This window comes from Salmonella sp. 32082101201600294FB01SM01 (assembly GCF_017572865.1).
In the GTDB taxonomy this organism is placed as follows: domain Bacteria; phylum Pseudomonadota; class Gammaproteobacteria; order Enterobacterales; family Enterobacteriaceae; genus Salmonella; species Salmonella enterica.
The window spans coordinates 321,077-340,020 of record NZ_JAGESB010000001.1 but is presented as its reverse complement, the minus strand read 5'-3'; the positions used below and the strand labels follow the sequence as shown (position 1 = coordinate 340,020).

Genomic DNA, 18,944 nt, shown 5'->3' with positions numbered 1-18,944 from the left:
ACGCCTGACTAAAGCCTTTTCTTTCAGACGCCAGCATATTTGTCCTGGCGTATTTTTATGGCCTGACAGGCAAAAAAAAGCCCTGATTAACAGGGCTACGTTATTTATGTTTTACTTAATGAGAGAGAAGAGATCGTTTAAAGACTCACTCATTGTAGGATGGGTAAATATCTGGTCGCGTAACACCGTATAAGGTAAATCTGCATCCATAACGGTTTTAACAATATTAATCATTTCATGAGAATCGACGCATAACAATGACACCCCTACAATACGCTGCGTATTCACGTCCACTACCGCTTTTAGTACGCCACGGGTATCGTTCATAACACGGGCGCGAGGGATCGCCGCCACCGGTAATGTCACCACCTGCACCGTTGCGCCGCTTGCCCGCGCTTGTTCTTCCGTCAGCCCGACACGAGAGAGCGGCGGCGTCATAAAGACGGAATACGGAACGTTCTGGCGATCGCGGGTACTGCGTTTGCCATCTCCCAATAATCCGTCGCGTACAATACGAAAATCATCCAGTGAAATATAGGTAAACTGCAACCCACCGGTAACGTCGCCCATCGCCCAGATATTGTCCGCCGTGGTACGCAGGTAATCATCCACGATGATCCCGCCGCGCTCGTTCACCGCCACGCCGGCGTTCTGCAACTGTAAACCAGCCGTCGCCGGTTTTCGCCCCGACGCCACCAGCAGGGCATCCACAAGATGCGCGCCTTCCGGCGTTTCTACTTGTACCGCGCCCTCCTTTGAGGATACGGCCTGTACGTTGGCGTTTAAAATTAGCTCGACGCCCTTTTCCTGTAAAATGCGGGTAATTGCCTGCGCGATATCCCGATCTTCACGAGGCAGGAATTGCGGCGCTGCTTCAAAGATAGTGACCTTCGTACCGAAGTTGGCGAACATTGAGGCAAATTCAAGGCCAATATAACCGCCGCCTAAAATCCCCAGCCGCGCCGGACGCTGGCTCAGGCTGAGTAGCCCGGTGCTATCGAACACCCCTGCCGTCGTTGTTAAGCCCGTAATAGCCGGGATCACCGACTCTGCGCCAGTATTAATGAAGATCTTTTCTCCCCGTAACACCCGCTCGCCGTCCGCCTGAAATACCCGTAAGGTATGGTTATCAATAAACTCCGCCCTTCCCTCAATCACATCGACATTGTCCAGGTCGGCAAGATTATGAAAATTTTTGTCGCGTAAAAAATTTACGACCGCCGCTTTGCGTTGCATGGCGACAGAAAAATCGCCCTCACGTTCCGCATCATGCACCAGCGTTTTCGTTGGAATACAGCCAATGTTGATGCAGGTTCCGCCGAACATACTGGCGGACTGTTCGATAATCGCCACGCGCCATCCCGTCTTCGCCAGAGTTGCCGCCAACGTTTTTCCTGCCTTGCCAAAACCAATAATGAGCGCCTGATACTGTGTCATCTTCTTTCTCCGCCAAATCACCATCTGTTTGTCAGGACAAGTATAAGTAACGTCAAAAAAGACAGGGTTATCCGCAACGCGTCATTTTTTGTCTTATCGTCTAAATTGGCGGTTAGCAAAAATAAGGGTAGAAATGACATTGAGTCAGAAATATAGTGAACAGATACAGAAATGGTTATCTCTATTTTTGAAAATAAATCTGTTCTGGAGTCTATATGGATGCGCTTAGTCGGCTATTGACGCTTAACGCCCCTCAGGGCTCAATCGACAAGAATTGCCCGTTAGGCGGCGACTGGCAGTTGCCGCACGCCGCTGGCGAGCTATCGGTGATTCGCTGGCATACCGTTACGCAGGGCGAAGCGCAACTGGAAATGCCTACCGGCGACGCCATGACGCTTACGCCGGGAAAGGTGGTGATTCTGCCGCAAAACTCCGCCCACCGTTTGCGCCAGTCTGGCGAAGCACCGACACATATCGTGTGCGGTAGTCTACGTCTGCACACGACGTCACGTTATTTCCTTACCGCGTTGCCGGAAGTGTTATGTCTTGCCCCGCCGCCGCATAGCCCCGCCAGTATCTGGCTTAACGCCGCCATTTTGCTGTTACAGCAGGAGTCAGAACGCCATTTACCTGGCGCTGAGGTCTTATACAGTCAGCAGTGCGCCACGCTGTTTACCCTCGCCGTTCGCGACTGGCTATCGCAGGCTGGCACAGCGAAAAGCGTGCTCAATTTATTGCTGCATCCCCGGCTGGGCCGCGTGATCCTTCACATGCTGGAAACACCGGCGCATCCCTGGACGGTCGAAACGCTGGCGCAACGGGTACACATGTCGCGGGCGAGCTTCGCCCAGCTATTTCGCGACGTGTCCGCTACGACGCCCTTAGCCGTGTTAACAACGCTGCGCCTGCAAATCGCCGCCCAGACCCTGTCGCGTGAAGCGCTGCCGGTGATGGTGATTGCCGAGTCGGTAGGTTATGCGAGCGAATCTTCTTTTCACAAAGCTTTTGTCCGTGAATTCGGTTGTACACCAGGCGAGTACCGCAAACGGGTCAGCGCGCTCGGACGATAAACGTAGGCTGAACCCGCCTGCAGTTTGACGCCGCAGGCGGGCGACACACGTTATGCCGCAAGGCGACGATGCCTGCGCAGCCACATCAGCTTGTAGGCTGCCGGAATGATGAACAGCGACAGCAGCGGCGCGGTAATCATGCCGCCGATCATCTGCGCGGCAATACGGCTCATCCCCTCAGAACCCGCGCCGGCCCCCCATAAAAAAGGCAGCAGACCGGCGATAATCACCGCTACCGTCATGGCTTTTGGCCGCCCCCGAAGCACCGCCCCGTGGTAAAGCGTCTCATCGAGTTTTTCTGCCGAAAAGGTGTTGGGAGCTTGCGCTTTGAAGGCCGCGCCTGCTGGATCACCGGCGATCCCATCATGCTGCGCAGAGCGATCAGTAATTTACTCTCTAATACGATGCGCTATACGCCGCCGGGTAAAACCATTACTCTTCGGATAAAAGAAGCGGACGACCAGATACATATTATTGTTGAAAACCCCGGTACGCCAATCGCGCCGGAACATTTGCCGCGCCTTTTCGATTGTTTTTATCGCATTGATCCCTCCCACCAGCGTAAAGGGGAAGGCAGCGGTATAGGCCTGGCAATTGTAAAATCCATCGTCATTGCGCATCAGGGAAAAGTTTCTGTCACCTCCGATACGCGCGCTACTCGTTTTATTTTGACATTACCCAAACACCTCCGTTGAACTGTAGCGATAGTGAAAGGCGCTATCACTAGCCAGCAAAATAATCTGACATCATCGTCATTATCCCGTCACGCGCCAGACCCAACGACTGTTTTATTATTTCTCTTATTAACCCACACCGGAGAAATAAGATAAATAAGTTTACATCCCTTTTAGCTGTCGTTTTTTTATTTCAGCTGGCGTAAACGCCGCAGAGAAAATGGAATCCCGCCACTTATCCGCCACGGCGCATGAGATGATGAATAACGGTGACGCCTTCGCGCATCAGCAAATGGCTCAGACACAGAAACCCAGCGCCCCGACTACTGTGGAAAATGCGACACCCTTTTCTGAAATGGACGACTATGAAAAAGCAATGGTCATCCATCAATCGATGAATAATGCCCATTCTTTCGCCCACGAGATCCAGGCTGAGGAACACCATAAACAGATTAAACGCAATTAGTTATTTGCATATTAGCGTCACGTACTGCGGATGGCGCAACGTCGTCGCCGCAGAAGCTTACGGATTAACATAATTTTGAGAGGTTAAATGGCGCGCCCTGCAGGATTCGAACCTGCGACCCACGGCTTAGATGTTTCTGGAACTACCTGAGCTAACAACAAGTTATCCCATACTACGGCACTCACACTCGCCCCATCTTCGAAAAACATGCAAAGCCTTGCAAGCCGATGCAAAGCTTTGTGTGTCCCGTTTTTGTCCCAAACCACTTAGCAATCAGTAGTCCCAATTGATCGGTAACAACGATCAATTAATAAGATAACAATAAGTTTAAACTATCAAATATCACATTATTGATCGTTTATATCGATCAAAACAATTTGTAGTGCTACACTCCAGACCTTTCCGAATCCGCTGATTTTCATAATGTTGAAGTTATTCGCTAAGTACACATCGATCGGTGTTCTTAACACGCTTATTCATTGGGGCGTATTTGCTTTTTGTGTGTATGGGATGCATACGCATCAGGCGTTGGCGAACTTTTCCGGTTTTGTTATCGCTGTATCGTTCAGCTTCTATGCCAATGCTCGCTTCACCTTTAACGCCAGCACCACCACGCTTCGCTACATGATGTACGTGGGATTTATGGGAACACTGAGCGCTGTTGTTGGCTGGATGGCTGACAAATGCTCCCTGCCACCACTCCTTACGCTTGTCACCTTTTCAGCTATCAGCCTGATATGCGGATTCATTTATTCAAAGTTCATTGTCTTTAGGGATGCGAAATGAAAATCTCGTTAGTCGTTCCGGTCTTCAATGAAGAAGCCACGATACCTATTTTCTATAAAACGGTTCGCGAGTTTGAAGAGCTGAAACCGTATGAAGTTGAGATTGTTTTCATCAACGACGGAAGCAAAGATGCGACTGAATCAATAATTAACAAAATAGCTGCATCTGATCCGCTCGTTATTCCGCTTTCGTTTACGCGAAACTTCGGTAAAGAACCTGCTCTTTTCGCGGGTCTCGACCATGCAACCGGGGATGCGGTCATTCCTATTGATGTCGATTTACAGGATCCGATAGAAGTTATCCCCCATCTCATTGAGAAGTGGCAGGCTGGCGCAGATATGGTGCTGGCTAAGCGCTCAGACCGCTCAACTGACGGGCGCATGAAGCGTAAGACAGCTGAATGGTTTTATAAGCTGCACAATAAAATCAGCAATCCGAAAATTGAAGAGAACGTCGGTGATTTCCGGTTAATGAGCCGTGAGGTTGTCGAAAATATTAAATTAATGCCCGAACGCAACTTGTTCATGAAGGGGGTGCTCAGTTGGGTTGGCGGAAAAACGGATGTTGTTAAATATGTCCGTGCCGAACGCGTGGCCGGTGATTCGAAATTCAACGGCTGGAAATTATGGAATCTGGCGCTCGAAGGGATTACCAGCTTCTCAACTTTCCCTCTCCGCATCTGGACGTATATCGGGTTAGCTGTCGCAGGTGTTGCATTCCTGTATGGTGCCTGGATGATATTTGACACTCTGGCGTTCGGTAACGCCGTGCGGGGATACCCGTCACTTCTGGTGTCGATACTGTTTCTTGGTGGTATCCAGCTAATCGGCATCGGTGTACTCGGCGAGTATATCGGAAGGATTTACATTGAAACCAAAGCAAGACCTAAATATATCATTAAGAAAGTTGGTCAAATAAAATGATGGAATTTAAAAAAAATTATTTTTGGCATGTATCTGTAATCATTATTGGCCTTGCCATTGGCTTAGTGCATCACATTTATATTTATCCGAATTTTTTTCACGCAGATTCAGCAGCATATCAAGTTTTAGCTTCAGCCATAAGAGATGAAGGGGTTTTACTTCCACATGATTTTTTCTACGGCAACCAACTTATTATGCTAAAAATAAGCCCATTCATAGCCTTAGCCAACTGCATTGGTTTTTCAGGATATAAGGCTTATGCAATAGGCGGTGCAATAGCGATCTGCGTTTGGTTTTATATTTGCAATCTAATTATCTCTAAATATTGTGGTAATAAATATTTTTCTCTTTTACTATCAACTTGCTTATTCATTCCGCTTGGTATGGATGATATTGATTTTTTACTTGGTCAGGAATCGCATCTTTCGAATGTAGTACTTTCTATTATGATATGCCTACCGGTTATCATATATATTCAAGAAAGCAAAAAGAGTTTTTTGTGTATTTCTGCCCTTGCTGTTATTCTAATGACTGCAGAGCAGCCAATTAGAACTTTGATTATTATAGCACCTTTCATTTTATTCATACTGATTATATTCAGATCAAAAAATTCAGTTGTGTCAATGTTATCTATAGCTGTATCTTTTGTTATCGGCAAGATGGCAAATGATTATCTTTTAGGCAGACATTTCCCACTCAAGGTCGACTATTCTCAAGCATCGTTGTTAATATCTCCAGATAAAGCAATTGACAATCTTTTTATAATTTTAAAGTCAATCCTGGTGTACTCTTCATCCTCTAGCTTGGCTGTTGGAAGTAACGCAATAGGAATATTGACACCTTTCTACTTTATGGGCTTATTGTATATACTTTTATTTATTGCAACTATTGTATATGGCTTAAAAATATTTCTTCACATTTTGATTGATGGCAGAAAAACTAAAACTAGTATTTGTCGACTAGATCTGTTATGTGCATTGGGAGCTACAGGTTTTGTTTTAGGACTGCTACTTATATCATGCCTCAACCCAGAAGGTCGTCATATTTTCTGGGCAACTTGTATACTAAAAATTTCTGTATTTGCCACCATTTTTAAAATTTTTAAAAGTAATATAAAAAATAATACATATTCATATTCATTAACTATTGCAATGGCTATATGCATGTCAGCAATAGCACCAGTACTATATACAACAAAAGCAGAGTCTTTTAGTTACAATAAATCCAATATGAATTCAGAAATAAATAAAAAAATTATTTCAATTGTAAAGTCAACTGGAATAACATATATTTATGGAGAGGATTTTTGGAGAATGCAACTATTAAACTCGATTGATGCAGAAGTACACTCTTCTGAACTCACAGACTCTTATAATAAATTTGTAATTCCTAGAACGTGGTTGTCCAGACCAAGTTGGTACTGCATTAATGGTGAGGTTTTATATTACACAAAAGATGGCAAGGCGGATAAAATAATAGAGTCAGAATTAAAGAGTAAAAACGGAAAAATATTGTATAACGGTGCGGAAGGGAAAATATGGTTAGGACCTGTAATATGGAGCAAGCCTAAGTGGTGTAATTAACTATAATTCCGCCTCAGAGACTGTAATTTAAATTGTGTATCTGCCTGTTTTTGATATGTTCATTCCGACAACGGAGACAGGCAAATGATGGACGAAAATAAACTCAAAGCGCTGGCTGCTGAACTGGCTAAAGGCCTTAAAACCAAAGCCGATCTCAACCAGTTTTCCCGAATGCTGACGAAGCTTACTGTCGAAACTGCGCTCAATGCAGAACTGACCGACCATCCCGGGCATGAGAAAAACACGCACAATAAAGCTCAAACATCCGTACTGGCTACTCGTCAAAAACCCTGCTTTGCGGTGATGACGAGATTGAATTGAACACGCCGCGTGACCGTGGAAACACCGTCAAACCTCAGTTGATTAAGAAGAACCAGACGCGGCTCACATAGATGGACAGCCAGATTTTATCGCTATATGCCAAAGGCATGACCACGCGCAAAATCGCCGCCACCTTCAAAGAAATGTACGATGCCGATGTGTCGCTCACATTGATATCCAAAGTCACAGATGCCCTAAAAGAGCAGGCTACGGAGTGGCAAAACCGGTAACTGGATGCGCTGTATCCCATTGTTTACATGGACTGCATTGTCGTAAAAATCCGACAAAATGACAGCGTCATAAACAAAACTGTCTTCCTGGCGCTGGGTATCAACACCGAAGGCCAGAAAGCTCTGCCGGGTAGGTGGCTGACCGAAAATGAAGGCGCAACATTCTGGCTGAATGTGCTGGTGGAGCTGAAAAATCGTGGTTTTCAGGACATCCTGATTGCCTGTGTGGACGGCCTGAAAGACTTTCCGGATGCGATAAACAGCGTCTACCCGCAGACCCATATCCAGCTGTGCATCATCCATATAGTACGTAGCAGCCTGAAATACGTGTCCTGGAAAGACTACAAGGCGGTCACCAGTGGTCTGAAGACGGTTTACCGAAGAGGCGGCGCTGATGATGCTGAATGTGTTCGCGGGCGTGTGTGACGACAAATACCCGCAGATCAGCAAAAGCAGGCGTGCGCACAGGGAAAACCTGAACACATTATTCAGCTACCTGCCGGATATCCGCCAGGCGATCTACACCACAAACGCTATCGAATCACTGAACAGTGTGATCCGGGCCGAGATAAGAAATGCAAGGTATTCCCGGGAGACGACTCAGTGTGGAAGGTTATTTATCTGGCGATCAAAGATGTCTCAAAAAAGTGGAGTATGCCGATCCAGCACTGGCGGCTGGCAATGAGTCGTTTTATTATTGAGGTCGGTGACCGCTAGAGCGCTGAGGAATCCCCAGTAATGGGCGGGTAAAAAAAGACAGACATAGAGTTTTGTGATCTACTGATTTGTGTAACCAATTCAATGAGATCACCTCTATGTCTGCTCGCCAGGTATGTCAAAATTTTTTCTGCGGCGCTTTAGCTCCGTTTCACAAATATCGACAAAATGCTTTGCTGGACGCCACCATCGCACTTATCAATGGCGCATCTCTGACGCTGACCAGTATCGGACGTTATTTACCAGGTACTGCTCAGGTCAAAAATAAAATAAAACGTGTTGATCGTTTGCTCGGTAATGTGTCTCTTCATCACGATATCCCCCTGATTTTCAGAAATATTATTTCCATGCTGACGAACCGACTATCACTGTGCGTCATCGCTGTTGACTGGAGCGGGTATCCCTCTCAGGAGTATCACGTACTCCGTGCCAGCCTGATTTGCGATGGACGTTCGCTACCCTTGCTGAGCTGGATAGTTCCTTCGGAAAAACAGCAAAACGCAAAGGTACAGCAAGCTTTTCTTAATACTCTTTTCGAGGCGGTAAACCCAAAAGCAAGGGTCATCATCGTCACGGACGCAGGGTTCCAAAATGACTGGTTCCGGCACATAAAATCTCTCGGCTGGGATTTTATCGGACGCATCAGAGGCAATGTCCGGATGCGTTTGGACAGCAAGGGGGAATACTGGTTCCGGCGTCAGGAATTGCAGGCCAGTACTAAACCGGAATATCTGGGGCCGGGAATGCTTGCCCGATCAAAATATACCCGATGCGATGGTCATTTTTATTTGCCGAAAGGACGGAAAAATAAATGCTCTCGCTGTGGTATAGCCAGACCATCACAGATAAAAGATGCCCGCTCGGCGGCAAAAGAACCGTGGTTAATATTCAGTAGCACAAACAACTTTAAGCCGCGAGAAATCATGAAGTTATACAGTCGCCGAATGCAGATTGAGCAAAACTTCAGGGATGAAAAAAGTGAACGTTTTGGGTTCGGCCTGCGTGCCAGCTACAGCCGTTCGGCAGAAAGAGTGCTGGTACTGAGCCTACTGGCAACACTGAGCACAATAGTGCTGTGGCTTATCGGCTATCACGCTGAAAATCAAGGGTTACATCTTAGGTACCAGGCCAATAGCATTAAAACACGGCGTGTAATCTCGTATCTGACGTTAGCGGAGAATGTCTTACGACACTCCCCGCTAATTTTAAAACAAACGGTGCTAAGCACCGTTCTTAATCACCTCGCCAGAACCTACCAGAATATGGTGTTGGTTTATTAGCACTGATTTATGGGGATCCCTCAGCGCCAGAGCGATCACCTTTAATACAGTTGCAGTTACACAGAATTATGGACAGGCTCCTTGTTGACTACTCTATAACAATCCTTGCATCATCATAGTAAATTATATATGCGTTATCAATCTCTTTTATATGCCCCTCCCGTCCATACTGGTTTAATATTTTATCAATATCATGCTTGAACTCTGTGACGATATATCTTGATTTAAAACCGTACCATGCTTTATTGGACAGCCAGTTTAACCTAACCGTTTTGTTTTCATCAGTAAACGTGATTGGCCTTACGTCTCCGTTTTTAAACAGAGTCACGGCAGACGCAACCCAGTATGTGCCGTAACCATCACCGAGGTTATTATCACGAACAAAGTTACTAATATCTTGTACTCTCGAATTCGGTAGTTCGTATCTTCCGCTTGGGATGAAAATAAAAATCAGTATGATAGTTGAAGCAAAAGCATAGAGTCTTTGATCGGCTTGTGAATTTAGATAACGTGCAATTAGAGCGGATCCAGTAATAAAAGAGAAAACCAGATACCTTGTAGTGCCAAGGTCTACAGGCATATTACTTGCTACATATGCGGCTGGTAGCAATACTGAGGAAATGGATAATGCAGTATCAACAAACGAAGCTTTAAACCTGTTTTTAATAGCTACAACTAAAAGAGCTAACCAAAATATCATCACTGCAAATCTACTAAATATCATCACATTGCTTGCAGAAAGCTGTTTTCCGAAAATGAAGGCGTCGAAATACTGGATGATGCCAACAATGAAAAGATTGAGGTTAGATGGTATATTCTCGTAGTTAACAAATGCTGGAGGTTGAGTCCCGGGGGTGTTTAGTAGACCAAAATAATTTGCCACTAAAGCAAGAAACTTTGCTATGGCAACACCAACAATAACTGCAAATACATAGCGCCACTTGCTAAAGTCTTTGTTTATCAATACATGAACAATAAAAGTAACAACTATCGGTATAGTGATATAGTAGTTGAATATCGAGTCGCTGAATACAGATGCAGCAGTGAGAGTCGTGACGCATGCCAGTTTAATTGTTGTATGTTTATCATACCTAAGCATATTTAAGCACACCAGAGCAAATATGATAGTTCCTACATGTACACATGTCTCTAGTGTCATGGTTGACGCCATAGGAGATGAAATGATTACGCATGGAATTAGCGCTGCGATTGACCACTTCATTTTCCCATCTGTATGTGACAGAGCAAAGGCCAGCATAATAGTAATCGTGTAGAATACGGCTGGTAACACATACATCAGGTATATACTGTCACCAAAAACCCTGATTACTATCATATACCATATCGCCTCAGTGAAATAAAACGATACAGTAGAAAGAGTCCATCCTCGTAGCAGAATGTTTCCATCCGCCATATCTTTTGCTTCTAAAAATAAAGATGCTCCATCAGATGTAACTGGGTTATTGAAGGAAATATAAAGGCAAAGCGCGAAAACGCATAATGAGAAGATCAAATATAAAGCCACCGTGCTTTTATTTAACACTATTCTTCCCCTTCAAAATATATTTAGGTCTTGCTTTGGTTTCAATGTAAATTCTTCCGATATACTCGCCGAGTACACCAATGCCGATTAGCTGGATGCCACCAAGAAACAGTATCGACACCAGAAGTGACGGGTATCCCCGCACGGCGTTACCGAACGCCAGAGTGTCGAATATCATCCAGGCACCATACAGGAATGCAACACCTGCGACAGCTAACCCGATATACGTCCAGATGCGGAGAGGGAAAGTTGAGAAGCTGGTAATCCCTTCGAGCGCCAGATTCCATAATTTCCAGCCGTTGAATTTCGAATCACCGGCCACGCGTTCGGCACGGGCATATTTAACAACATCCGTTTTTCCGCCAACCCAACTGAGCACCCCCTTCATGAACAAGTTGCGTTCGGGCATTAATTTAATATTTTCGACAACCTCACGGCTCATTAACCGGAAATCACCGACGTTCTCTTCAATTTTCGGATTGCTGATTTTATTGTGCAGCTTATAAAACCATTCAGCTGTCTTACGCTTCATGCGCCCGTCAGTTGAGCGGTCTGAGCGCTTAGCCAGCACCATATCCGCGCCAGCCTGCCACTTCTCAATGAGATGGGGGATAACTTCTATCGGATCCTGTAAATCGACATCAATAGGAATGACCGCATCCCCGGTTGCATGGTCGAGACCCGCGAAAAGAGCAGGTTCTTTACCGAAGTTTCGCGTAAACGAAAGCGGAATAACGAGCGGATCAGATGCAGCTATTTTGTTAATTATTGATTCAGTCGCATCTTTGCTTCCGTCGTTGATGAAAACAATCTCAACTTCATACGGTTTTAGCTCTTCAAACTCGCGAACCGTTTTATAGAAAATAGGTATCGTGGCTTCTTCATTGAAGACCGGAACGACTAACGAGACTTTCATTTCGCATCCCTAAAGACAATGAACTTTGAATAAATGAATCCGCATGTCAGGCTGATAGCTGAAAAGGTGACAAGAGTAAGGAGTGGCGGCAGGGAACATTTGTCAGCCATCCAGCCAACAACGGCGCTCAGTGTTCCCATAAATCCCACGTACATCATGTAGCGAAGCGTGGTGGTGCTGGCGTTAAAGGTGAAGCGCGCATTGGCATAGAAGCTGAACGATACGGCGATAACAAAACCGGAAAAGTTCGCCAGCGCCTGATGCGTATGCATCCCATACACACAAAAAGCAAATACGCCCCAATGAATAAGCGTGTTAAGAACACCGATCGATGTGTACTTAGCGAATAACTTCAACATTATGAAAATCAGCGGATTCGGAAAGGTCTGGAGTGTAGCACTACAAATTGATTTGATCGATAAAGACGATCAATAATCTAGTGTTTGATAGCTTTCAGCTATCACACACATTAAAATCGATCGTTGCAATCGATAGGTTGATATTGGAAAATGCTGTGAGTTACAGCGAGTTTGATGATTACCTGGTGATTTGGGGCATACAAAGCTTTGTATGTTTCTCGAAGGTGGGTCATGTGTTTGCATTGATAACAGGATAACTTGTTGGCTTAAACGGCGGTTACAGAAACTTCTAAGTCGAGGGTTCCAAGTTCGAATCCCGCAGATTAATAATTTTATAATCAACTATTTACTCTTATTTTAGTATTTTTATTCCACTGTCTATTGGGGATTATGTACTGCTGGCATGCAGATCATCAGGGGAATGTCGCTGCGTTTTTCAGGGTGTAGATAAAACCGGATTAACAGATGAGAGAGACACTATTGCAGTGGCCTCTACCTATGCGTAGAAATGTATCATCGGCCCATGAGATGCGACTAAATTTGGCACCATGCCGAATGCCGGGAGTACATTTGAGAATAAGCAGTATATTGAGGCTACAGAAAGCGTTAAAAAATGTATTTTGCCCGTCGCGGAATATTACTCATCAAAAATCTCTCTAGTGCACCGTTGCATCTCCGAAATTGGCGGTCATGCGATATTACGACAGACAGGCACGGATATCACTGCCTGATCATTTTTGTCTATTGAGACTATCACGTGGCCGGATGTGAGAATCATCGGCGGAGTTATCGAGAACCTAGATATCTACCAGTTAACCGAAACTACAGCCATTTACTCCAGTTCCACACAGAATTGCAATGCTGATAATGTGCTCACGTTTGGTGGATATAACGGGATTTTCTTCATGCCGCTGGCAACAGGAACTCAAGGGGGCAACTTTGACGGGGTTTCCAATAATGTCTGTCGATTGGAGACGCGTTTCATTGGCCCTGTAGAAGAGAAAGAAAAATAAAACAAGGTGCATCTACGTTTTGTTGAGAGACTGTAATTTAAATTGTGTATCTGCCTGTTTTTGATATATTCATTCCGATAACGAGGACAGGTAAATTGCGGTGATGGCGAGATTGAACTGAACACGCCGCGTGACCGTGAAAACACCTTCAAACCTCAGTTGATTAAGAAGAACCAGACGCGGCTCACACAGATGGACAGCCAGATTTTATCGCTGTATGTCAAAGGCATGGTCACGCGCGAAATCTCCGCCACCTTCAAAGAAATGTACGACGCCGATGTGTCGCTCACATTGATATCCAAAGTCACAGCATCATAAACAAAGCCGTCTTCCTCGCGCTGGGTATCAACACCGAAGGCCAGAAAGCGCAGCCGGGTATGTGGCTGGGCGAAAATAAAAATAGAAGACTTTCGCTTTCACGGCCTTAGGCACACATGGGCAAGCTGGTTAATTCAATCAGGAGTTCCACTGTCAGTGCTTTAGGAAATGGGGGATGGAAATCTATTGAAATGGTTCACAGATATGCTCACCTTGCGCCTAATCATTTAACGGAACACGCGAGGGAAATAGACGACATTTTTGGTGATGATGTCCCAAATATGTCCCATATGGAAAATAAGGAGGAAATAAAGAAGCGTAACGCGTTGATTTATAAGTGGCGCGCCCTGCAGGATTCGAACCTGCGACCCACGGCTTAGAAGGCCGTTGCTCTATCCAACTGAGCTAAGGGCGCCTTGTGAAGTGAAGACTTCGTGTAGACGAAACGCGAGAATTATACGGTCAGGCACTCCTGAGTCAATGGCTTTTGTTCTGGTTGCTGACTAAGTGTACGAATATCGTCTTTTCTGGCGCTATGCCAGGTTCCAGGAAATCGCCTGGACACATCTCAGCACGCATAAAGTGGGAATTAAGGCCGCCAGCATTTAGAAAATCAATAAGTTTCTTTAATATTTCACCATGATTCACCTGCTGTGTAGGATATTTTTTATGCTGCGTATCGCTATTAAGGAACAAAACAGTCACTTTGAGCATGGGTTGAAAATCATCATGACGCGTCTGGCGAATCAATGGCAGCAGAAAATTGACTTTCTGCCGCCAGAAGAGATAGATAATGCCGATATCGCTTTCCTGGCCCTGGATGATGATTGGTTCAGCGCAGGCTGTTACCAGATACCTATGCATACCCAACATCAGCTACGGGTAATTATTTGTAATAAATGCGATAAAGAAAAGCTCATGTTCAGACCATGTCTGTATATGCTGCCGCATATTTATCGGGAAGATGATGTTGAAGAAATTACCCGGAAAATGATATTGATCTTACATAAGCGAGCGCTTCGACATAGCGTCCCTTCCGGCATTTGCCACTATTGCACGACTCGTCATTTTTCAGTAACAGAACGTCACTTATTAAAACTGATCGCCAGCGGTTATCATTTAAGCGAAACGGCTGCTTTACTTTCACTTTCTGAAGAGCAGACAAAGTCACTCCGCCGGAGCATTATGCGCAAATTACATGTTAAAACGGAGCAGCAGTTTTTAAAGTATATTAGAGTTAACCTTCATTTCTTACTCAGTAAGTAAACTCACTTAACTTTTTACAAGGCTTACGAAATATCTCACCAATAATTAAGTAACGATACCTACAGGCATTTTTTTAACGCTGCCACAATGATGCCCATAATATCCTGATAGATTCAGGGGTCGAAAATATATGGCTGCATCATAAATGCCTGGAGGAGTGTTTGGTGGCACAGGGTACTTTATTAAAGGAAAGGATAAATCCCCCACACCTGGCGTCTTCACCCACACGTCATTCATATCTCAACAGCAGATTGTTAAAATCTGAGCCAATCGTTAATCTCTCAACTGCGCAATTAATCGGCTATGAGGTCCTGACGCAACTTCCGTCAAAACATGATAGCGAAGTTTTTTTTCAGCAGTTAATGCTGATGGAAGGCATTGAAACATCAGAGCAACGAGGCATTGCTTTTTACGCTGGTGCAACGATGGGACAAGGTTATTTATGGCCAGCCATATTACCAGATATATATTAGAGCAATGGAAAAAGCAGGATGCGCAGCGTACCACGCAGGGAAAGACACCGCCGTTTAAGAAATGCCAAAGACTGCGCCTGCCGTTATCACTCTCCAACGCCGCAGATATTTGATCGCCTTGAGTTACTGGACCAACAGCTTAATTATGCCTTGCCGGTTGGTATCATTTCCCAGGCAATAATTACAACTGATAACTACCTCGGCTATTCATTGAGTCACTACTTATTTTCCGGAAAACGTACCGCAGCATTCCGCTCATTAGATGACATTTCTTTGTGGATTGAAAAGGGGTCGCTCAGACAACTGATTGTAGATATGGAGACGCTACCTGTCTCCTGTATTGAGGCGCTTAACCAGCTACGCGCGCTCAGTTGGCAACAAAGCGATATCCAGATTTACCTGCTGGTATCAGATAAAACCGCCGCTATAACACAGTTTATCCGTATGGCTGGGCGTTTTTTTGTTCTGTCACGACGACAAAATCTGGCTTCAGTACGCGAAGCCTTGTTATCAGCCGCCGAACCTCGCTTATCGGAAAGCTTTAGCCGTACTGACTGGTTGATGATTGAAACTTTAGCGCAAGGTGCCTCTTTAAAAGAAATAGCACGTCAGCAAAGCGTATCTTATCATCGTGTAGTTTACCGGCTTAAACAACTTATCACCCTCCTTAACCTTCCCCACAGGCAAAGCTTTCTTCGGCTGATCCAGCAGCTAAACGTTACTTTCCACGATATTTTTTAACGGAGTAACGTTTTGGCGAATAAGATTTTTTAAGAAATTACTTATTTTCACTTCCATTAAATGTAAATATTTCACATAAAATTAATATTTACAACTTGTCCTGGTAAGCGATAAAAATTTTTTTCTTACATCGTCCCCTGTCCCTCCTCGTTTTTTGAGGTCTCCAGCGTCAACATCTTTCTGTTATTACATAACAAATACTAAACAATTAGTCTTTCATATTATTTTTATACTTAAAAACAACAGTTTAAACTACTCAATGTCAACTCCAAAGAAAATAGCTCCACCACGAACAAATTTTCTATAACGCCACAGAACATCCTACCCGCTATCCATAATTCGCATTTCGCAAGACTTTTCCGAGAAATCAGACCAGGTATAATCCATATTGTTTTTACTTAATCAGAAATTTCTTTTTTGTTGGTGCGAAATGGACATTCCACATATTTATTACTCTTACGCAAAATAGCCAGTCAACAGGGAAGTCTCATTCTTTATTATTGCTCCACTGTGTGGTGTGTAGATCTGGCTATTTCACAATCTTTAAGGTGTCTGACGCTTATTCTAAAACGAAGGACGCATAACAGTCTGAGGCATACAACAATGAAACCTGCATCTGTTATCATTATGGACGAACACCCTATTGTAAGAATGTCGATCGAAGTTTTACTCGGTAAAAATAGCAATATTCAGGTTGTCCTGAAAACGGATGATAGCCGAACAGCGATAGAGTATCTGCGCACTTATCCTGTTGACCTTGTCATTCTGGATATTGAATTACCGGGCACCGACGGCTTTACCTTACTTAAACGAATCAAATCTATCCAGGAACATACCCGGATACTTTTTTTATCGTCGAAATCAGAGGCTTTTTATGCCGGAAGAGCAATAAGAGCGGGCGCAAACGGATTTGTAAGTAAACGCAAAGACCTCAATGATATTTATAATGCGGTAAAAATGATTTTATCCGGCTATTCTTTTTTTCCATCTGAGACGCTTAACTTTATCAGTAATACCCGTCCCCCCAAAGGCGGGCACCATGATATGCCACTTTCTAACCGCGAAGTCACCGTGCTGCGCTATCTGGCCAATGGAATGTCTAACAAAGAAATTGCCGAGCAACTTTTATTGAGTAACAAGACTATCAGCGCGCATAAGGCCAATATATTTTCTAAACTTGGCCTTCACTCTATCGTTGAGCTTATCGATTACGCCAAATCACACGAATTATTGTAAAGGTACTCCCGGCGAATTATCGTTCGGGAGCCACAATAACGGGCATTAATTGTAATTGATCAGGAAAGTCGCATCCGCGTTAGCAAGTCCGGGCTGCACGCCATCTGCTAAGGCGATATAGTTCGCATAGAATTTCAGGGTAGCATTGCCGTTGTTGTCAATATCGACGGCCTTGCTGGCCTGTTCAAGTGGCAATCGACGTTGATCGCCATCGCGAATTTCAATCGCCAGTTTTTGCGCCATTGCCGTATCAGCAAGCGCCAGTAATGCCGTGCCAGGCGCTGGCGTCCCGGAAAACGTTATAGACGCCGACCCCGGCGGGCAGCCTTCAAGCTTTAGGCTAAAGGCTACTGGTTGCGTAGCATCACCGGCGGCGTGAAGCTGTTTTGTCGGCCAGGTGCCGAGATTAACCGACTTGTTACTGTCGCCCGCCACCACGGCGCAGGTAAAATCCACCACGTTACCGCGCAGTTCAATATTCACTTCGCCCAGAGATGAGTTGGCCTGACTCAGCGGGCTGAACAAAACACAACCGATAGCGATGAAAACGCGCCGAAGGATCATTATGCCTCCTTAATCATAATCGACTCGTAGATAGCCGCGCGCAGTAAACGGCCCTTCCGCCGGTTTATTCCCCGTCACGCTGATCGGCCAGGCGCGAATACCTACGCGAGCGGCGGCGTTATCATCAAGATGAAACGGAATTTTACTCGACAAATTATTGGGTGTGAGCGGCGTACCGTTGCTATTAGCAACCACAAAGCCTAAATCCGGATTATCGGACACCATCGCCTGCCCTGAGGCCTTTTCGGCTTCAAGCCGCATCGATAAATAGGCCTGCGCCGCGACGTTGGTACATTTGATAGCAATGGTTTTCGTTTGCGGCGTGACGCCTTGCGGACGATTACCCGCCCCCGCCTGACTAAATAACGACGCGCCGATATCGCCGAAATCAAACTCCACGACCTGTCCGGCATTCACTTCACAGTTTTGCGGTACTTCCACTTTGCCGCTGTAGCTAATGGTATACACCGGCGTGCTCAACGCGTCGCCGGTAGAGGTCGTCACATAGACGGTAAACATTGTCTGGCGAGGGATCGTCACCATATTAATAAAAGGCCGTATCACTTTTAATTTAAAAACCAGCTTTGAGTCCTGCACGCCAAACGGCATTTGCTGCGACACGTTAGAGTCGACGCCCATGCGAATATAGTTACGGGGCGGATAAAATACGCCAGCGACACTATCGGTGATGCTCATCGCGCCCAGAAGGTAGTCATTCAGTTTGAGGTATTTAAAATTTCCTTCGGTGCTTCGTACCGGTAATTCTGATACATAGCTTCGGTAGGTATAATTTACCATTGTCCCCGCCGGGCACGTCGCGTTTACGCCGACCCAACCTGATTTTTCCGGCAACGTAACCACCTGTCCCGGCTGATTATTACCGCTGGTGAAAACATCTGACAGGTCGTAAAAGATATCGGTCGCCGTCCCGTTTGAATTGCGGCAAACCGTCGCCAGCGCGGGATGGGTGAAAAAGAGCGCGGTCCCCGCCAGCAATAGCGCTGAGTATATTTTCATCTCTATTTTTC

General features: G+C 45.3%; 17 protein-coding genes, 1 tRNA gene and 5 pseudogenes. 15 read left to right on the top strand and 8 right to left on the bottom strand.

What is annotated here, in order from left to right:
• Positions 1-111: 111 nt before the first annotated feature.
• On the bottom strand, positions 112-1,437 hold the full coding sequence (gene rclA / locus J4645_RS01615; RefSeq protein ID WP_000195929.1) for a reactive chlorine resistance oxidoreductase RclA: 1,326 nt from the start codon (positions 1,435-1,437) through the stop codon (positions 112-114).
• 215 nt (positions 1,438-1,652) lie between these two features.
• Here rclA and rclR point away from each other — a divergent pair, with 215 nt between their 5' ends.
• On the top strand, positions 1,653-2,507 hold the full coding sequence (gene rclR, locus J4645_RS01610; protein WP_023214911.1) for a reactive chlorine-specific transcriptional regulator RclR: 855 nt from the start codon (positions 1,653-1,655) through the stop codon (positions 2,505-2,507).
• 50 nt (positions 2,508-2,557) lie between these two features.
• Here rclR and J4645_RS01605 read toward each other — a convergent pair.
• A pseudogene (locus J4645_RS01605) lies at positions 2,558-2,824 on the bottom strand (efflux RND transporter permease subunit); the annotation flags it as partial.
• 3 nt (positions 2,825-2,827) lie between these two features.
• Here J4645_RS01605 and J4645_RS01600 point away from each other — a divergent pair.
• The 7 genes and pseudogenes from J4645_RS01600 to J4645_RS01570 all read left to right on the top strand — a co-directional run.
• Positions 2,828-3,202 (top strand): annotated as a pseudogene (locus J4645_RS01600) (ATP-binding protein); the annotation flags it as partial.
• A gap of 235 nt (positions 3,203-3,437) precedes the next feature.
• Positions 3,438-3,647 carry a hypothetical protein gene (locus J4645_RS01595; protein WP_000981670.1) on the top strand — a complete coding sequence of 70 codons (210 nt, stop codon included), beginning with the start codon at positions 3,438-3,440 and terminating at the stop codon, positions 3,645-3,647.
• Positions 3,648-4,070: 423 nt separating this feature from the next.
• Positions 4,071-4,433: a GtrA family protein gene (locus J4645_RS01590; protein ID WP_000915523.1), complete on the top strand. Its 363-nt coding sequence runs from the start codon at positions 4,071-4,073 to the stop codon at positions 4,431-4,433.
• Positions 4,430-5,356, top strand: coding sequence for a glycosyltransferase family 2 protein (locus J4645_RS01585; protein ID WP_000703611.1), 927 nt, complete (start codon positions 4,430-4,432; stop codon positions 5,354-5,356). Before J4645_RS01590 ends, J4645_RS01585 begins: the two co-directional genes overlap by 4 nt.
• A complete protein-coding gene (locus J4645_RS01580) occupies positions 5,353-6,939 on the top strand; it encodes a hypothetical protein (RefSeq protein ID WP_000969798.1) in 1,587 nt (528 codons plus the stop codon). The genes J4645_RS01585 and J4645_RS01580 overlap by 4 nt, the downstream gene beginning before the upstream one ends.
• 87 nt (positions 6,940-7,026) lie before the next feature.
• Positions 7,027-8,207 (top strand): annotated as a pseudogene (locus tag J4645_RS01575) (IS256 family transposase).
• A gap of 98 nt (positions 8,208-8,305) precedes the next feature.
• Positions 8,306-9,487: an IS4 family transposase gene (locus J4645_RS01570; RefSeq protein WP_001276202.1), complete on the top strand. Its 1,182-nt coding sequence runs from the start codon at positions 8,306-8,308 to the stop codon at positions 9,485-9,487.
• 88 nt (positions 9,488-9,575) lie between these two features.
• Here the strand turns inward: J4645_RS01570 and J4645_RS01565 are convergent, their stop codons facing one another.
• From J4645_RS01565 to J4645_RS01555, 3 genes are read right to left on the bottom strand one after another with little or no spacing between them, the layout of a single operon-like run.
• Positions 9,576-11,030, bottom strand: a complete 1,455-nt coding sequence (locus J4645_RS01565; RefSeq protein ID WP_023214906.1) for a hypothetical protein — start codon at positions 11,028-11,030, stop codon at positions 9,576-9,578.
• The gene (locus J4645_RS01560; RefSeq protein ID WP_000868807.1) at positions 11,020-11,946 is read right to left on the bottom strand and encodes a glycosyltransferase family 2 protein; all 927 of its coding nucleotides are present in this window, start codon (positions 11,944-11,946) and stop codon (positions 11,020-11,022) included. The genes J4645_RS01565 and J4645_RS01560 overlap by 11 nt, the downstream gene beginning before the upstream one ends.
• Positions 11,943-12,305 (bottom strand): GtrA family protein, encoded by a 363-nt coding sequence (locus tag J4645_RS01555; protein ID WP_000915525.1) that lies wholly within the window; start codon positions 12,303-12,305, stop codon positions 11,943-11,945. Before J4645_RS01555 ends, J4645_RS01560 begins: the two co-directional genes overlap by 4 nt.
• Before the next feature lie 737 nt (positions 12,306-13,042).
• Between J4645_RS01555 and J4645_RS01550 the strand changes: the two genes are divergently transcribed.
• The 3 genes and pseudogenes from J4645_RS01550 to J4645_RS01540 form a co-directional block, all read left to right on the top strand.
• Positions 13,043-13,318 (top strand): hypothetical protein, encoded by a 276-nt coding sequence (locus J4645_RS01550; protein ID WP_000021430.1) that lies wholly within the window; start codon positions 13,043-13,045, stop codon positions 13,316-13,318.
• Between the two features lie 102 nt (positions 13,319-13,420).
• Positions 13,421-13,716: pseudogene (locus tag J4645_RS01545) on the top strand (transposase); the annotation flags it as partial.
• A gap of 1 nt (position 13,717) precedes the next feature.
• Positions 13,718-14,016 (top strand): annotated as a pseudogene (locus tag J4645_RS01540) (tyrosine-type recombinase/integrase); the annotation flags it as partial.
• On the opposite strand, the gene J4645_RS01535 reads toward J4645_RS01540, so the two are convergent.
• Positions 13,975-14,051 (bottom strand) — tRNA-Arg (locus J4645_RS01535). The pseudogene J4645_RS01540 and the gene J4645_RS01535 overlap by 42 nt on opposite strands.
• A gap of 254 nt (positions 14,052-14,305) precedes the next feature.
• Here J4645_RS01535 and fimW point away from each other — a divergent pair.
• The 4 genes from fimW (at position 14,306) to fimZ (ending at position 17,352) form a co-directional block, all read left to right on the top strand.
• Positions 14,306-14,902, top strand: coding sequence for a fimbria biosynthesis transcriptional regulator FimW (fimW, locus tag J4645_RS01530; RefSeq protein WP_001523348.1), 597 nt, complete (start codon positions 14,306-14,308; stop codon positions 14,900-14,902).
• Positions 14,903-15,063: 161 nt separating this feature from the next.
• Positions 15,064-15,375 carry a hypothetical protein gene (locus tag J4645_RS01525; RefSeq protein ID WP_000226500.1) on the top strand — a complete coding sequence of 104 codons (312 nt, stop codon included), beginning with the start codon at positions 15,064-15,066 and terminating at the stop codon, positions 15,373-15,375.
• Positions 15,376-15,393: 18 nt separating this feature from the next.
• Positions 15,394-16,116, top strand: coding sequence for a fimbria biosynthesis regulator FimY (fimY, locus tag J4645_RS01520; protein WP_001258112.1), 723 nt, complete (start codon positions 15,394-15,396; stop codon positions 16,114-16,116).
• A 603-nt stretch (positions 16,117-16,719) separates the two neighbouring features.
• Positions 16,720-17,352, top strand: coding sequence for a fimbria biosynthesis transcriptional regulator FimZ (gene fimZ / locus J4645_RS01515; RefSeq protein ID WP_000801272.1), 633 nt, complete (start codon positions 16,720-16,722; stop codon positions 17,350-17,352).
• Positions 17,353-17,397: 45 nt separating this feature from the next.
• Here the strand turns inward: fimZ and sfmF are convergent, their stop codons facing one another.
• The gene (gene sfmF, locus J4645_RS01510) at positions 17,398-17,916 is read right to left on the bottom strand and encodes a fimbria assembly protein (RefSeq protein WP_000603405.1); all 519 of its coding nucleotides are present in this window, start codon (positions 17,914-17,916) and stop codon (positions 17,398-17,400) included.
• A gap of 9 nt (positions 17,917-17,925) precedes the next feature.
• The gene (gene fimH / locus J4645_RS01505; RefSeq protein WP_023214905.1) at positions 17,926-18,933 is read right to left on the bottom strand and encodes a type 1 fimbria D-mannose specific adhesin FimH; all 1,008 of its coding nucleotides are present in this window, start codon (positions 18,931-18,933) and stop codon (positions 17,926-17,928) included.
• Between the last annotated feature and the right edge of the window lie 11 nt (positions 18,934-18,944).